The following is a 15,075-nucleotide window of genomic DNA, read 5'->3' as shown; positions in this document are numbered from 1 at the left end:
TGAGAAAGATGGGGGAAGGTCTACGGCTGGCTGTATCCGTACAGGAAGTTCCCGATCCGCGTCACCGCGTCCCGCAGATCCCCGACCGTCGGCAGCGTCACCACCCGGAAGTGGTCCGGCTCCGCCCAGTTGAAGCCCGTGCCCTGGACGACCATGATCTTCTCGCGCCGCAGCAGGTCCAGCACCAGCTGCCGGTCGTCCCTGATCTTGAACACCTTGGGGTCCAGGCGCGGGAAGAGGTACAGCGCCCCCTTCGGCCGTACGCAGCTCACCCCCGGAATCTGCGTGAGCAGCTCGTACGCCGTGTCCATCTGCTCCTTCAGCCGCCCGCCCGGCAGGACCAGGTCGTTGATCGTCTGCCGTCCGCTGAGCGCGGCCACGACCCCGTGCTGGCCCGGCATGTTCGCGCACAGGCGCATGTTGGCCAGGATCGTCAGGCCCTCGATGTAGGAGTCGGCGTGCGCGCGCGGCCCGGAGATCGACATCCAGCCGACCCGGTAGCCGGCCACCCGGTAGGCCTTCGACATGCCGTTGAAGGTGAGGGTCAGCAGGTCGGGGGCGACCGCGGCCGTCGGGGTGTGGGTGGCGCCGTCGTAGAGGATCTTGTCGTAGATCTCGTCGGAGCAGACCAGCAGGTTGTGCCGGCGCGCGATGTCGGTGAGCCCCTTGAGCATCGCCTCGTCGTAGACCGCGCCCGTGGGGTTGTTGGGGTTGATGACGACGATCGCCTTGGTGCGGTCGGTGACCTTGCGTTCGACGTCCGCGAGGTCGGGCATCCAGTCGGACTGCTCGTCGCAGCGGTAGTGCACCGCCGTGCCGCCGGAGAGGGAGACCGCGGCCGTCCACAGCGGGTAGTCCGGGGACGGTACGAGCACCTCGTCGCCGTCGTCCAGCAGGCCCTGCATCGCCATCACGATCAGCTCGGAGACGCCGTTGCCGACGAAGACGTGCTCGACGTCCGTTTCGATGCCGAGGGTCTGGTTGTGCATGACGACCGCCCGGCGCGCGGCGAGCAGTCCCTTCGCGTCGCCGTAGCCGTGCGCCGTCGAGACGTTCCGGAGGATGTCCTCCAGGATCTCGGGCGGGCACTCGAAGCCGAAGGCGGCCGGGTTCCCGGTGTTCAGCTTGAGGATGCGGTGCCCGGCCGCCTCCAGCCGCATCGCCTCTTCCAGCACCGGGCCCCGGATCTCGTAACAGACGTTGGCGAGCTTGGTCGACTGGATCACCTGCATGTCTGGGAGCTTACGGCCCGGTAACGCCCTTTGGGCCGTGTTATCCGCCACGTGAGACGAGCGGTTTGGGCTGTTATCGCCGGTAGCTGTCTCAGCGGCCCCACGCGTCCCTACAATGCGCGGCCATGTCCAGGCACCGGAAGCACGAAAGCGGGGCGTACGGCGCGTACTCGGCGACGCGGGAAGCCGAGGATCCGCCGAACGTGTACCACCCGCTGCCCGAGTCGGTCCCCTACGAGGGGTACGCCGACCCGGCCGCCGCGCACGGCTGGCAGAACGCGTACGACGAGACGGCCGAACTGCCGGTGGCGGCCGAGGCGCACCCCGGCCGCGCCGGCCGGCGCCGTCGGCGTGGCCCGCTCGGGCGCCGGGTGGCGATCGCCGTGGGGGCGCTGGGCGTCCTCTCCGTCGGCGTGGTCGTCGCGGGCCCCTTCGACTCGTCGTCCTCCGGCGGCCCGCACTCCGGGGTGCGGGGCCAGCAGGACGGGGCGAGCCGGCAGGACGGCACGTCCGGCGCGTCCACCCCGGCGCCGGGGGACACGACGGCGTCGGGGGCGAGCGCCTCCGGCCCGTCCGACGGCGCCTCGGCGCCCGGCCCGGACACCGCGCGGTCCTCCGCGCCGACGGCCACGAAGAGCGGCGCGGCGGGCGGCGGTGCGACGCCGGCGCCCACCACGGCGCCCGCGACCCCCGCCCCGGCCGACACGGCACCCGGCAACTCCGGCAGCAAGCCGGGCAAGGGCCACGGCTCGGGCGCGACCAAGGGCCCCGGCTGAAACCGCCCGCCCCTCGACTCGCCCTCCCCCTCGATGGGTTGACCCTGCCGAAGGGGGACCGCGCATGGAGTTCTCGCGGACGCGGGGCTCACCGATCCCGCAAGCCGGCGCGGTCTGCGCGGAAATCCGCCAACGCCGGTCCTGAAACACCACCTTGCCGCACCACACCCCTCCCCTCACAATGCACATGACAAAAAAATGGGCGGCCGGAAGATCTCCGGTCGCTCGAGTCGTAAGAGGGGACCCCCACATGAAGAAGCCTCTCGGCGCCGTGCTCACCGCCCTGGTACTCGCCGGGGCCGGCGCGGCGCCCGCGGTCGCGGGGCCGGCGTCCGCCGAGACGTCGGCGTCCGCGAAGACGGCACCCACCCTCCAGGCCGTCACCTTCGCCGGCACCGTCTCGCTCAGCAACTGCTCCGGCTCCGTCATCCGCTTCCCCAGCTCCGCCGACACCGACCCGGCGCTGGTGATGACCAACGGCCACTGCCTGGAGACCGGTTTCCCGGAGCCCGGCGAGGTCATCGTCGACCAGGCCTCCAGCCGCACCTTCGGCCTGCTCAACTCCTCGGCCACCCGGGTCGGCACCCTGCGCGCCGGCAAGGTGGCGTACTCGACGATGACCGACACGGACGTCACGATCTACCAGCTCACCACCACGTACGCCGCGATCAGGAGCACGTACGGGATCAGCCCGCTCACCCTCCAGGACACCCACCCCACCGCCGGCACCGCCATCACCGTCGTCTCCGGCTACTGGAAGCGGACCTACGCCTGCAACGTCGACGGCTTCGTCTACCGCCTGAAGGAGGGCGACTGGACCTGGAAGGACTCGGTCCGCTACACCTCCGCCTGCCAGACCATCGGCGGCACCTCGGGCTCGCCCGTCGTCGACAACGCCACCGGCAAGGTCGTCGCCGTCAACAACACCGGCAACGAGGACGGCGAGCGCTGCACCGAGAACAACCCCTGCGAGGTCGACGAGAACGGCAACGTCACCGTCCGTGAGGGCATCAACTACGCCGAGGAGACCTACCAGATCCCGGCCTGCTTCGGCATCGGCAACAAGCTCGACCTGAGCGCCGCCGGCTGCACCCTGCCCAAGCCGTAGGTCAGCGCCCGCTGCCGGCGTTCCGTCGCACGGGACTGCGACGGACCGCCCGGCCCGCCAGGACGTCCGTGCGCCGCCCGTCCTCGATCACGAACCGGCCGTCGACGAGGACGTGGGGGATGCCCGTCGGCAGGGCGCGCGGGTGGTCGAAGGTCGCCCCCGGCGCGACCGTCTCCGGGTCGAACAGGACCAGGTCGGCCCGGTAGCCCTCGCGGACCAGGCCCCGGTCCGGCAGCCGCAGCCGCGCCGCCGGACGCGAGGTGAGATGGGCGACGCACTCCTCCAGCGACAGCACCCCCAACTCCCGTACGTAGTGGCCGAGATAGCGCGGGAAGGTGCCGTACGCCCGCGGGTGCGGCTTGGCGCCCTGCAGGATGCCGTCCGAGCCGCCGGTGTGCACGCGGTGCCGCATGATCTGCCGCACGTTCTCCTCGTGGCCCACGTGCTGGAGGATCGTCGAGCCCAGCCGGTCGGCGAGCAGCAGGCCCCGCGCGGTGGCCCAGGGGCTCTCGCCGCGCGCGTCCGCCGACTGCCGGACCGTGCGGCCCACGAAGTCCGCCAGCTCCGGGTCCGCCACACCGGAGACCTCGATCGTGTCCCAGTCGACGGGCACCCCGTGACAGCCGTCCGAGCCGGTCACCTCCAGATCGTGGCGGATCCGCTCGGCCGTCTCCTCGTCCCCGAGCCGCTTGAGGACCTCCTCCGGCCCGCCCTCGCTCGCCCAGCTCGGCAGCAGCGCCGCGAGCGTGGTGCTGCCGGGGGTGTAGGGATACGTGTCGAGGCTGATGTCCGCCCCGGCCGCCAGCGCCTCGTCCAGCAGGGCCAGCAGCTGCGGCGCCCGGCCCTCGTTCACGCCGAAGTTCATGGTGGCGTGGGCCAGATGCAGGGCGCAGCCCGCCTCCCGGGCCAGGGCCACCATCTCCTCGTACGCCTCCAGGGCGCCGGCGCCGTAGGAGCGGTGGTGCGGGCAGTAGTAGCCGCCGTAGCGGGCCACCACCCGGCACAGTTCGGCCAGTTCGGCGTCCTTGGCGTACATGCCGGGCGTGTACGTCAGGCCCGACGACATGCCGACCGCGCCCTGCTCCATGCCCTCCGCGACCAACTGCCGCATCCGGTCGAGCTCCCGCGGCGTCGCCTCGCGGTCCTCCCAGCCGACGGCGAGCATCCGCACCGTGCCCTGCGGGATCAGATAGGCCGCGTTCACCGCGATCCCGCGGTCCAGCCGGTCCAGGTACTCGCCGACCGTGCGCCAGTCGAAGTCGATGTCGTCCCCGGCGCCGTTCCAGCCGGTGATCGCCCGGCGGACCTCGGCGAGGGTGCGGTCGTCGACGGGGGCGTACGACAGCCCGTCCTGGCCCAGGACTTCGAGGGTGACCCCCTGCGCGGCCTTCGCGCTGTGGTCGGGGTCGCGCAGCAGCGCCAGGTCGCTGTGGGCGTGCATGTCGATGAAGCCGGGGGAGAGGACCAGCCCCTCCGCGTCCAGCTCCCGCATGGCCTTCGGCCGTTGGCAGCCCGCGGCCGCGGCCTCCTTGACGATCGACACGATCCGGCCGTCGTCGACCACCACGTCGGCCCGGTACGACGGCTCCCCGCTGCCGTCCACCACGTCGGCGTCCCGGATGACGAGCTGCTCCATGGCTCCTCCTAGAAGAACGTGCGGATGTACTCGACGACCGTCCCGTCCGCCTCGGCCACCGGGATCAGCTGCCACTTGTCGAAGGACGTGCACGGGTGCGACAGGCCCAGGCCGAGCCAGTCCCCGACCTCCAGGTCCGCCTCCGGCGTGGTGCGCAGCCAGGCGTGCTGGTCGGACAGGGAGGTCACCGAGACGCCGGTGGCCGGGCGTTCCACGCCGTCCCGGCGGACCACCTGGGCGAAGGGGAGGTCGAGGTCGTACGCGGCGTCGCGCTTGCCCGCGTTCACGAACGCCTGCCCGGCGCTCGGGCGGGAGACGACCTGCGTCCACAGCCGGAAGGCGGGCTCCAGCGCGCCCTCCTCGGGGACCCGGTTGAAGGGGGTGACCTTCCGGTAGTGGCCGTCGTCGTGCGAGACGTAGGCCCCGGAGCGCAGCAACTTCAGGACCGGCGCGGACAGTTCGGGGATTCCGGCGAACACCTCGGCCACCGCGTCGAACCAGGCGCTGCCGCCCGCGCTCACGACGATCTCGTCGAGCCCCGCGAACCGGCCCGCCTGGTCGAAGTCGGCGGCCAGCGCGACCAGCCGGCCGAGCCAGGCCCGCACCCGTTCCGGGTCGGACCGCGGCACCTCGCCCTCGTAACCGGCGACACCGACCAGCCGCAGCGCCGGTGCCGCCGCCACCGCGTCGGCCACGGCCGCGCACTCCGCCTCCGTCCGGACGCCGGTGCGGGCCCCCTCGCCGGCGCCGAGCTCGACCACGACGTCCAGAGGACGGGCCGACCCCCGCAGGGCCGCGTCCATCAGCTCCACGCCGCGCACGGAGTCGACGTAGCAGACGAGACGGAAGCCGGGGTCGGCGGCGAGCTCGGAGGCGATCCAGCGCAGCGCGGCCGGGTCGACGAGTTCGTTGGCGAGGAAGACCCGCTGGACGCCGAACTCCCGTGCCACGCGCACCTGGTGGGGGACGGCGAGGGTGATGCCCCAGGCGCCGCGGTCGATCTGCCGCCGGAAGAGCTGGGGCGCCATGGAGGTCTTGCCGTGCGGGGCGAAGGCCAGGCCGTGGCGGGTCGCGTACGTCTCCATGAGCGCGAGGTTGTGCTCCAGGCGCTCGGCGGACAGGGCCAGTACGGGGGTGGTGAAGCCGCCGGTGAAGAGGTTGCGGCGCTGCGCGGTGAGCTCGGCGACGGTCAGGCCGGCGGCGTCCGGGGGGAGGCCCTTGAAGCGGTGGTCGACGCGGTCCTCTGCGAGGCGGGCGAGGGCTTCGGAGCCGGTGCCGCGGTCCATGCAGCCTCCCTGATCAGGTGCGTTGCAGTGCATGCAACGTCCATTGCGTATGTCGCTCACTGCTGTCTAACATCTCGGCCAACGCGGGGTCAACGGAGCCGCCACCCCCGAGCGACCTGGGAGCTACGACCATCGTGACCGCCACCGGAGCCCGCAGCGCCTTCGACGTCGTGGACGTCGTCGCGCTCGGCGAGTCCATGGTCACCTTCCTGCCCACCCGGCCCGGACGCCTCGCCGACGTGCCGTCCTTCGAGCGGGGGATCGGCGGGGCCGAGTCCAACGTGGCGTGCGCGCTGGCCGCCGCCGGGCACGCCGTGCGCTGGGTCAGCCGGGTCGGCGCGGACGGGTTCGGCGACCATCTGGTGGAGACGATCGGCGGGTACGGCGTCGACGTCTCGGCGGTGCGGCGGGATCCGGCCCGCCCGACCGGCGTCTACTTCCGCACGGCGGGGGAGCGCGGGACGGACGCGCACGAGGTGGCGTACTACCGGGCCGGGTCCGCGGCGTCCGCGATGTCCGCGCAGAACGTGGACGTGGCGGCGGTGCGGGCGGGGCGGGTGCTGCATCTGTCGGGGATCACGGCGGCGCTGTCCGAGGAGTGCCGGGGGCTGCTGCGCGCGCTCACCGCTCCCCGGCCCGGCGGCCGCCCGCTCGTCTCCTTCGACGTCAACCACCGGCCCGGGCTGTGGCGGGGTGCCGCCGATCCCGGGGTGCTGCTGGACCTGGCACGGGGAGCCGACATCGTGTTCGTGGGGGAGGACGAGGCGGAGGAGGCGTGGGGGGTGTCGGGCGGCCCGGAGGCGGTGCGCGCGGCGCTGCCCGAGCCGGGGGTGCTGGTGGTGAAGCAGGGGGCGAGGGGAGCGACGGCATTCGTATCGGCCGACGCCCTCGGGAACCCGGCCGCACGGTTCCCCACACCGCTTGACCCGCCCGCCAGCCGCCGGCCCCAGTCGGCCGGGGGTTCACCCGTCGAAGCCGCGGGCAGCCCGTCGACCGCCGCGCCCACGACCGGCAGCCGTCAGCCCCAGGCGGCTGGCCGTCCGTCCGCCGAAGCGGCGGGCAGCCCGTCGACCGCCGCGCCCACGACCGGCAGCCGTCAGCCCCAAGCGGCCGACGGTCCGTCCGCCGAAGCCGTGGGCAGCCCGTCGAGCCGAGCCGCGGGCAACCCGCCGGCTCCCGCGTCGACGGCCGGTAGCGGTCAGTCCCAGGCGGCCGGGGGTTCGCCCGTCGAAACCTTTGGCTATCCGTCGGCCCCTGCGTCGGCGACCGGTGGCCGTCAGTCCCAGGCGGCTGGTCGTCCGTCCGCCGAAGCGGCGGGCAGTCCGTTGAGTCGAGCCGCGGGTGATCCGCCGGCTCCCGCGCTGACGGCCGGTAGTGGTCAGTCCCAGGCGGCCGGGGGTTCGCCCGCCGAAGCCGCCGGCTATCCGCCGGGCCCTGCGTCGGCGACCGGTGGCCGTCAGTCCCAGGCGGCTGGTCGTCCGTCCGCCGAAGCGGCGGGCCGTCCGTCGAGTCGAGCCGCGGGTGATCCGCCGGCTCCCGCGCTGACGGCCGGTAGCGGTCAGTCCCAGGCGGCCGGGGGTTCGCCCGCCGAAGCCGCTGGCTATCCGTCGGCCCCTGCGTCGGCGACCGGTGGCCGTCAGCCCCAGTCGGCTGGTCGTCCGTCCGCCGTAGCCGCGGGCCGTCCGTCGAGTCGAGTCGCCGGCAATCCGTCGGCCCCCGCGCCCACGACCGGCAGCCGTCAGTCCCAAGCGGCCGGTCGTCCGTTCGTCGAAGCCGTGGGCAGTCCGTCGAGCCGAGTCGCCGGCCGCGTGCCGGCCCCCGTGGCGAGTGTTTTCGTTCGTGCGCTTGTCGTTGACGTTGTTGCGACCACCGGGGCAGGTGACGCCTTTGCCGCCGGGTTTCTCTCCGCCACCCTGCGTGGGCTGTCCGTCGAGGACCGGCTGCGTCATGCGCACCTCTGGGCCGCCGCCGCCCTCACCGTCCCCGGCGACCTCGCCCCGCCCCCCGCCCGCGCACACGCCGACCGGCTCGCCGCCCTCGACGACCGGGCGTGGGAGACACTTCGACTCGGCCCCGGCTGGACGCAGGCCGGCACGGCCCCGGAGGAGGTACGCACCCCATGAGCCAGACCGTCGACCGCGCGCTGAGCATCCTGCCGCTGCTCGCGGAGGGCCCCGCCGACCTCGGCCAGGTCGCCGACCGCCTCGGCGTGCACAAGTCCACGGCCCTGCGCCTGCTGCGCACGCTCCACGAACACGGCATGGTCTACCGCCAGTCCGACCAGCGCTACCGCCTCGGCGCCCGCCTCATCGCCCTCGCCCAGGAGGCCATGGAGAACCTCGACATCCGCGAGATCGCCCACCCCCACCTCGTACGCCTCAACGAACAGTGCGGCCACACCGTGCACCTCGCCGTCCACGAGGAGGACGAGGTGCTCTACATCGACAAGGTGGACAGCCGCTACCCGGTGCGGATGTACTCCCGGATCGGCAAGCCCGTCGCCATCACCGTCGCCGCCGTCGCCAAACTCCTCCTCGCCGACCTCCCCGACCCCGAGCGCCGCGCCCTCGCCGACAAGCTCGACTACCCCCTGTACACGCCCCGTTCGACCCCCAACGCCCCCGCCTTCCTCAAGGAGCTGGAGCGCGTGCGCGAACAGGGCTGGGCCACCGACCTCGGCGGCCACGAGGAGTCCATCAACTGCGTCGCCGCCCCCATCCGCGGCGCCGACGGCCGGGTCGTCGCCGCGATGTCGGTCTCCGCGCCCAACGTCGTCGTCACCGCCGACGAACTCCTCACCCTGCTCCCGCTGGTGCGCCGCACGGCCGACGCGATCAGCGGCGAGTACTCCGGCAGAACCCCAGCGAAAGACCCCAAGGACCCCAAGGACCCCGTATGACCGAGAAGATCGCGCTCACCCCCTCGACCCACACCACCCCGCCCGCGAAGTTCTCGCACGGCGTCCGGAAGGGGAACATCCTCCAAGTCGCCGGCCAGGTCGGCTTCCTCCCGGCCGAGGAGGGCAAGCCGCCGACGCCGGCCGGCCCCACCCTGCGCGAGCAGACCCTCCAGACCCTCGCCAACGTCAAGGCCGTCCTGGATGAGGGCGGCGCGAGCTGGGACGACGTGATGATGATCCGCGTCTATCTGACGGACGTGGACCACTTCGCCGAGATGAACGACCTGTACAACGCCTACTTCGAGGAGCAGGGCCTCACCCAGCCCCCCGCGGCCCGCACGACCGTCTACGTCGGCCTGCCCGCCGGACTCCTCATCGAGATCGACGCGCTCGCCGTCCTCGGCTGACGCCCCCTCAACTCCCGCACGCCGTACGACGGCACGGCACGCCCCACCGGCTGCCGTGCCGCGATCCCCCCTGCCCGAAAGCTGTATGCACCCACCCAGAGGACCCCCTCATGTCCCATCCGCTCGCCGCGGCCGCCCCCGAGACCCCACCCCACACCGGCGGTCTGCTCCTCCTCGTCGACGGCACGGCCGGTCTCCTCACGGTCGCCGCCCTCGGCATCGCCCTGCTGCTCTTCCTGATCATCAAGGTCAGACTCCAGCCCTTCGTGGCGCTGCTGGCCGTCTCCATAGCCGTCGGCCTGCTGGCCGGCCTGTCCGTCACCGAACTCTTCGGCACGGTCCAGCGTTCGGACGCCGTCTCCACCATCGAGTCCGGCATGGGCGGCATCCTGGGCCATGTCGCGATCATCATCGGCCTCGGCACCATGCTCGGCGCCATCCTCGAAGTCAGCGGCGGCGCCGAGGTGCTGGCCTCGCGGCTGCTGGCCCTCTTCGGCGAGCAGCGCGCGCCCCTGGCCATGGGCGTGACCGGCCTGATCTTCGGCATCCCGGTCTTCTTCGACGTCGGCATCTTCGTCCTCGCGCCGATCGTGTACGCCGCCGCGAAGCTCCCCCAAGACTCCGACGAGCTCCGTCCCGGGGGGACCCCCACCGGCAAGTCGATCCTGCTCTACTGCCTGCCGCTGCTGGCCGGCCTGTCGATGACCCACGCCTTCCTGCCGCCGCACCCCGGCCCGGTGGCCGCGGCCGGACTCCTCCACGTCGACCTCGGCTGGGTCATCCTGATGGGCGTCGTCTGCGGTGTCCCCGCGGTGCTCGCGGCGTGGGCGTTCTCCGCGTGGATCGGCCGGCGCGTCTTCGTGCCCGTGCCGCAGGACATGGTGGAGGCGGCGGCGGAGGCCCGGCTGGCCGTCGTCGACGAGCAGCGCGCACAGGGCGTCGAGCTGCGCGAGGACCCCGTCCCGCTGGCCACCGTCCTCGGCGTCATCGGCACCCCGCTGATCCTGATCCTCGCCGCGACCTTCTCCTCCATCGCCCTGGACCCCTCCACCGGCCGCTCCGTCGTCGAGTTCTTCGGCCACCCCTTCGTCGCCCTGACGATCGCCCTGCTCCTGGCCTACTACCTCCTCGGCATCCGCCGCGGCTGGTCGCGCAGGTCCCTGGAGACGGTCTCGACGGCCTCCCTCAAGCCCGTCGGCAACATCCTCCTGGTCGTCGGCGCGGGCGGGGTCTTCGGCGCGGTCCTGAAGGCCAGCGGGGTCGCCCAGGCCCTCTCCGACACCTTCCACGACGTCGGCCTGCCCGTGATCGTCCTCGCCTACCTGATCTCGCTGGTCCTGCGCGTGGCCCAGGGCTCGGCCACGGTCGCCATCGTCACCACGGCCGGCATCGTGGCCCCCCTCCTCGCCGAGGGCCATGACTCACAGGCCTTCGTCGCCCTCGTCATCATGGCCATCTCGGCCGGCTCCATCTTCGCCTCGCACGTCAACGACGGCGGCTTCTGGATGGTGGCCAAGTACTTCGGCGTCAGCGAGCGGGACACCCTCAGGACCTGGACCGTGCTGGAGTCGGTGCTGTCGGTGGTGGGATTCGTGGTGGCCGGCGCGGTCAGTGTGGTCGTGTAGGAGTCTGATAACGAAGTTGGGGCTGGCTGTGTCCGACACAGGATCGTCGACCATACTGCCCGCTGTGGAGCAGCGCATAGGTTCGAGCAGCCAGCCCCTGAAGGGCGAGCCCGTGACGGGCGCCGGGTTCGACCCGGCCTTCATCCCCGGCCTCACCACGCCCGGAGCCGGGGAGCCGGAGGACGCCGCGCCCGAAGCGACCGAGGAGTCCGGACAGTCCGCGGAGTCCGGGGAGCCGGAGGACGCGGCCGGGACGGCCGTCGTGGCGGAGGCCGAGGAGGCCGCCGGCGAGGAGACGGAGGGCGAGCCCGCCGACGGGCCCGTCTTCGAGGCCGCCGACCGCCGCGCGAGGATCGTCGCCGACCGCAGGGGCGTACGCCTCTCCCTCGACGACCAGCAGTGCGAGTTCCGCTGGGACGAGATCGGCGCGGTGGAGACCGAGATCCCCCGCTTCGGCAAGCGGATCACCATCACCGTCCACACCCCCGAACGCCGCTGGTATCCCATCGAGATCGAAGCGGCGTCCCGCTCCCGCTTCAAGGAGTGGGACGAGCAACTGGACGCGGTCCTGGACGCCTACTTCGAGGACGACGCGGAGGCGGCCGGGGACGGCGCGGCGGACACCGGGGACGAGGCCCTCGACAAGGAGTAGCGGCGCAGTCTACGCCTGCCGGCCACCCCCGGTAGGCCCGCGGCCGAACCTCACCCACGGGTGTGATCGGAACGTGCATATATGCCGTTCCGCAGAGGACAGTGCTGATCATGGGCGGATCAGCGCCACGACGGGACCGTCGTCATCTCCCGGTCGAGACCACGAGCTTCGTCGACCGGCGCGGCGAGCAGGACGAAGGACGTGCACTGCTCGCCCGGGCACGCCTGGTCACCCTCACCGGCCCGGGCGGCGTCGGCAAGACCCGCCTCGCCGGACGCATCGCCGCCCGCGTCGAGCGTGCCTTCCCCGACGGCGTACGCCTGGTCCCCCTCGCCGGCCTCGACGACCCGGCCCTGGTCCCGGTCGCCGTCGCCGACGCGCTCGGCCTGCACGACCACTCCGCCGGCCCGCCGCTGGACGTCCTGGCCGACCATCTGCGCGACCGGCGCCTGCTCCTCGTCCTGGACAACTGCGAACACCTCCTGCCGCCCTGCGCCGACCTCGCCGCCGCCCTGCTGCGCGGCACCGCCGGCGTCCGCATCCTCGCCACCAGCCGCCACCGCCTGGGCCTGACCGAGGAGCACCTCATGGAGGTGCGCCCGCTGCCCGTCCCCGACCCGGACGGCGACCTCGACGCGGCCGACGGCTACCCCGCGCTCGCGCTGTTCGCCGACCGGGCCGCCGCCGTCCTGCCCGGCTTCCGGCTCACCTCCGCCAACCGCGCCGCCGTGGCCCGCCTGTGCCACCGCCTCGACGGCCTGCCGCTGGCCATCGAACTGGCCGCCGTGCGGATGCGCGTCCTCGGCCTCGACCAGCTCCTGGAACGCCTCGACGACCGCTACCGCCTGCTGACCGCCGGCTCCAGATCCGTCCTGCCGCGCCACCAGACGCTGCGCGCCGCCGTCGACTGGAGCCACGAACTGTGCAGCGGGCAGGAGCAGTTGGTGTGGGCGCGGGCCTCCGTGCTGGCCGGCGGCTTCGACCTGCCGACGGCGGAGGCGGTGTGCGCGGACGGCGAACGGGTGCGCCCGCACGAGGTGCTGGACGCCGTCGCCGGGCTCGTCGACAAGTCCGTACTGAGCCGGGAGACCGGCCCGGACGGCGTGCGCTTCCGGCTCCTGGACACCCTGCGCCAGTACGGTCTCGACCGGCTGCGGCTCGTGGCGGGCGAGGAGGCGGCGGTCCGAAGACGGCAGCGGGACTGGATGCAGGAGCGGGCCGCCGCCTGCGAACGCGCCTGGTTCGGGCCCGGCCAGCGGCAGATCGTCGCCCGCCTCCACGCCGACCGGGACAACCTGCGCGCCGCCTTCGACTTCAGCCTCACCGCGCCCGGCGAACGCCCCGCCGCGCTGCGGCTCGCGGGCACCCTGTGGTTCTACTGGCACGCCTGCGGGGCGCCCCGCGAGGGCCGGTACTGGATCGACCGCGCCCTCGACGTCAACCCCGAGCCCACCCGCGAGCGGGCCCGCGGCCTGTGGGTGGCCGGCCTGCTCGCCGCCGTCTGCCAGGACTTCCCCGGCGGGCTGCGCCTGGCCGAGCGCGCCCGCGCCCTCGCCCGCCGCCTCGGGGACGCGGCCGAGGCGGCCCACGCCGAGTACGTCGTCGGCGTCATCCGGCTGTTCGGCGACGACCTGTCGTACGCGCTCGCCCACTTCGAGGCCGCCGTCGCCCGCGGTCCCGTGCCCGGCCAGCACCTGAGCCTGTACGGCCTCGACCAGGTCGAACTCGCCTGCGCCCTGGGCTTTTTGGGCGAGGCGGAGCGGGCCGTCGAGGTGTGCGAGCGGGCCCGCAGGCTGTGCGAGGAGCACGGTGACGAATGGGTGCGCAGTTACGTCCTGCGGATGCTCGCCCTGGCCCGCACCGTGCAGAAGGACTGGCCGCGTGCCGACCGGCACGCCCGTGAGGCGCTCGGCCTCAAGCTCGCCGTCAACGACGTCACCGGCATGGCCCTCACCCTCGACCTGCTGGGCCAGATCGCCGCCGAGCAGGGCGCCCACGAACGCGCCGCCGTGCTGCACGGCGGCGCCGACCGGGTCTGGGCCGACATCGACCAGGACCGCTGGGGCTCGGACACGCTGAGCGCCGCCCGCCGCACCGGCGAGGCACAGGCCAGGGCGGCCCTCGGCCCGGACGCCTACGAGCGGGCGTACGCGCGCGGCGGCTGCCTCGGCCTGGCCCGGATCGCCGCCTACGCGCTCGGCGACGGCGTCCCCGAGACCGAGGGAGCCGCCGCGCCGCCCGGCTCCCCGTCCGCACAGGGCGTCCGGCTCACCCGCCGGGAGACGGAGGTCGCCGGACTCGTCGCCCAGGGGCTCGCCAACCAGCAGATCGCCGACCACCTGGTGATCGCCCGACGCACCGCGGAAGGCCATGTGGAACGCATCCTCAGCAAGCTCGGCTTCAGCAACCGCAGCCAGATCGCCGCCTGGGTGGCCGCGCAGCGCTGACACCACCCGGACCGCACATCCCGACCCGGAGGAGAAGCATGACCCCTTCCGATCACCGCACGACCGCTTTCGATCACCGGATGGCCGTCTTCGGCGCGGACGACGCGTTCGTCGCCGCCGCCCTCCCCTTCCTCGCCGAGGGCCTCGGCGCCCCGGACGAACCGCCGCCCGTCGCCATCGCCGCCCCCGGCAAACTGGACGCCCTGCGCGACTCCCTGGGCGCCGACGCCAAGCGGGTGGAGTTCCTCGACCACACCGACTGGTACACCGGCTCGGCCGCCAACGCCGTGGCCCAGGCCGCCGGTTACCTCGCCGCGCACGCCGGCCCCGGCGGCCGCGTCCACCTGCTCATGGAACCCGTCTGGAACGGCCGCGCCGGACGCTCCCCGCGCGAGGCCGCCGAGTGGATCCGCTACGAGGCCCTCGCCAACCTCCTCTTCGCCGCGCAGGCCACCACCGTCCTGTGCGCCTACGACACCCGCCTCGCCGGCACCGCCGTCGTCGAGGCCGCCCGCCGCGCCCACCCCGGCACCGGGACCTACGAGGAACCCCACCGCGTCGCCGCGGAACTCGACGCCGGCCCGCTGCCGGAGCCCCCGCCGGACGCGCAGCCGCTCGACGGGCCGTACGCCGACGCCGTCCGCGCCGCTGCCGCCGCCCGCGGACTCGGCCCGGCGGACGCCGAGTTGTTCACCGAGGCCGTCACCGCGGCCGCCGCCTCCCTCGGACCCGTCACCGGCACCCTGCTGTGGGGCCGCGCGCCGGCCTGCGTGTGCGAACTGCGCCTCGCGCGCCGCGTCGACGACCCGCTCGCCGGCTTCGTACCGCCGCCGACCGGCGAACTGGAGCCGGAACAGGGGCTGTGGTTCACCCGGCAGGTGTGCGCGTACGTCGACGTCCGCGACGAACGGGACGGGGCGGCCGTACGGCTGCAGTACGGGTAGCCGGGAGGCGGTGCAGGTATGGATTCGGGTAGTCCTCCCCGTGCGTCCCGGCCCCGGAGGGGC

The 15,075-nt window shown here is 73.5% G+C and carries 11 protein-coding genes and 2 pseudogenes; 10 read left to right on the top strand and 3 right to left on the bottom strand.

The window, feature by feature from the left end; translation table 11 throughout:
- Positions 1–20 precede the first annotated feature (20 nt).
- Positions 21–1,232, bottom strand: coding sequence for a pyridoxal phosphate-dependent aminotransferase (locus ACYF6T_RS05210; RefSeq protein WP_461693780.1), 1,212 nt, complete (start codon positions 1,230–1,232; stop codon positions 21–23).
- 125 nt (positions 1,233–1,357) lie between these two features.
- Here ACYF6T_RS05210 and ACYF6T_RS05205 point away from each other — a divergent pair, with 125 nt between their 5' ends.
- Entirely contained in the window at positions 1,358–2,008 is a 651-nt protein-coding gene (locus tag ACYF6T_RS05205; RefSeq protein WP_461693779.1) for a hypothetical protein, read from the top strand.
- 250 nt (positions 2,009–2,258) lie between these two features.
- Positions 2,259–3,116 carry a S1 family peptidase gene (locus tag ACYF6T_RS05200; protein ID WP_461693777.1) on the top strand — a complete coding sequence of 286 codons (858 nt, stop codon included), beginning with the start codon at positions 2,259–2,261 and terminating at the stop codon, positions 3,114–3,116.
- Between the two features lies 1 nt (position 3,117).
- Here ACYF6T_RS05200 and ACYF6T_RS05195 read toward each other — a convergent pair whose 3' ends face one another.
- Together ACYF6T_RS05195 and ACYF6T_RS05190 are read right to left on the bottom strand one after the other, a co-directional pair.
- On the bottom strand, positions 3,118–4,752 hold the full coding sequence (locus tag ACYF6T_RS05195; protein WP_461693775.1) for an N-acyl-D-amino-acid deacylase family protein: 1,635 nt from the start codon (positions 4,750–4,752) through the stop codon (positions 3,118–3,120).
- A gap of 8 nt (positions 4,753–4,760) precedes the next feature.
- On the bottom strand, positions 4,761–6,038 hold the full coding sequence (locus ACYF6T_RS05190) for an amino acid deaminase (protein WP_461693774.1): 1,278 nt from the start codon (positions 6,036–6,038) through the stop codon (positions 4,761–4,763).
- A gap of 134 nt (positions 6,039–6,172) precedes the next feature.
- Here ACYF6T_RS05190 and ACYF6T_RS05185 point away from each other — a divergent pair.
- From ACYF6T_RS05185 to ACYF6T_RS05150, 8 genes and pseudogenes are all read left to right on the top strand, one after another.
- Positions 6,173–6,940, top strand: a pseudogene (locus ACYF6T_RS05185) (sugar kinase); the annotation flags it as partial.
- Positions 6,941–7,873: 933 nt separating this feature from the next.
- Positions 7,874–8,161, top strand: a pseudogene (locus ACYF6T_RS05180) (PfkB family carbohydrate kinase); the annotation flags it as partial.
- The gene (locus ACYF6T_RS05175; protein WP_461693773.1) at positions 8,158–8,937 is read left to right on the top strand and encodes an IclR family transcriptional regulator; all 780 of its coding nucleotides are present in this window, start codon (positions 8,158–8,160) and stop codon (positions 8,935–8,937) included. The pseudogene ACYF6T_RS05180 and the gene ACYF6T_RS05175, both read left to right, overlap by 4 nt.
- Positions 8,934–9,344, top strand: coding sequence for a RidA family protein (locus ACYF6T_RS05170; protein WP_461693772.1), 411 nt, complete (start codon positions 8,934–8,936; stop codon positions 9,342–9,344). The genes ACYF6T_RS05175 and ACYF6T_RS05170 overlap by 4 nt, the downstream gene beginning before the upstream one ends.
- Positions 9,345–9,454: 110 nt before the next feature.
- Entirely contained in the window at positions 9,455–10,969 is a 1,515-nt protein-coding gene (locus ACYF6T_RS05165) for a GntP family permease (RefSeq protein WP_461693770.1), read from the top strand.
- Positions 10,970–11,033: 64 nt separating this feature from the next.
- A complete protein-coding gene (locus ACYF6T_RS05160) occupies positions 11,034–11,621 on the top strand; it encodes a hypothetical protein (protein ID WP_461693769.1) in 588 nt (195 codons plus the stop codon).
- Positions 11,622–11,731: 110 nt separating this feature from the next.
- Positions 11,732–14,068, top strand: a complete 2,337-nt coding sequence (locus tag ACYF6T_RS05155; RefSeq protein WP_461693767.1) for an ATP-binding protein — start codon at positions 11,732–11,734, stop codon at positions 14,066–14,068.
- Positions 14,069–14,106: 38 nt separating this feature from the next.
- Positions 14,107–15,012: an anti-sigma factor RsbA family regulatory protein gene (locus tag ACYF6T_RS05150; protein WP_461693765.1), complete on the top strand. Its 906-nt coding sequence runs from the start codon at positions 14,107–14,109 to the stop codon at positions 15,010–15,012.
- Positions 15,013–15,075 lie beyond the last annotated feature (63 nt).

This window comes from Streptomyces sp. 7R007, assembly GCF_054850255.1.
The sequence above is the reverse complement of the archived record's forward strand: the minus strand, read 5'-3'. Positions and strand labels throughout refer to the sequence as shown.

What these genes read in the sequence shown, in the direction of transcription:
- ACYF6T_RS05205 (WP_461693779.1), top strand. Translation starts at nt 1,358, where the DNA reads ATGTCCAGGCACCGGAAGCACGAAAGCGGGGCGTACGGCGCGTACTCG.
- ACYF6T_RS05200 (WP_461693777.1), top strand. Translation starts at nt 2,259, where the DNA reads ATGAAGAAGCCTCTCGGCGCCGTGCTCACCGCCCTGGTACTCGCCGGG.
- ACYF6T_RS05210 (WP_461693780.1), bottom strand. Translation starts at nt 1,232, where the DNA reads ATGCAGGTGATCCAGTCGACCAAGCTCGCCAACGTCTGTTACGAGATC.
- ACYF6T_RS05190 (WP_461693774.1), bottom strand. Translation starts at nt 6,038, where the DNA reads ATGGACCGCGGCACCGGCTCCGAAGCCCTCGCCCGCCTCGCAGAGGAC.
- ACYF6T_RS05195 (WP_461693775.1), bottom strand. Translation starts at nt 4,752, where the DNA reads ATGGAGCAGCTCGTCATCCGGGACGCCGACGTGGTGGACGGCAGCGGG.
- ACYF6T_RS05170 (WP_461693772.1), top strand. Translation starts at nt 8,934, where the DNA reads ATGACCGAGAAGATCGCGCTCACCCCCTCGACCCACACCACCCCGCCC.
- ACYF6T_RS05155 (WP_461693767.1), top strand. Translation starts at nt 11,732, where the DNA reads ATGGGCGGATCAGCGCCACGACGGGACCGTCGTCATCTCCCGGTCGAG.
- ACYF6T_RS05165 (WP_461693770.1), top strand. Translation starts at nt 9,455, where the DNA reads ATGTCCCATCCGCTCGCCGCGGCCGCCCCCGAGACCCCACCCCACACC.
- ACYF6T_RS05150 (WP_461693765.1), top strand. Translation starts at nt 14,107, where the DNA reads ATGACCCCTTCCGATCACCGCACGACCGCTTTCGATCACCGGATGGCC.
- ACYF6T_RS05175 (WP_461693773.1), top strand. Translation starts at nt 8,158, where the DNA reads ATGAGCCAGACCGTCGACCGCGCGCTGAGCATCCTGCCGCTGCTCGCG.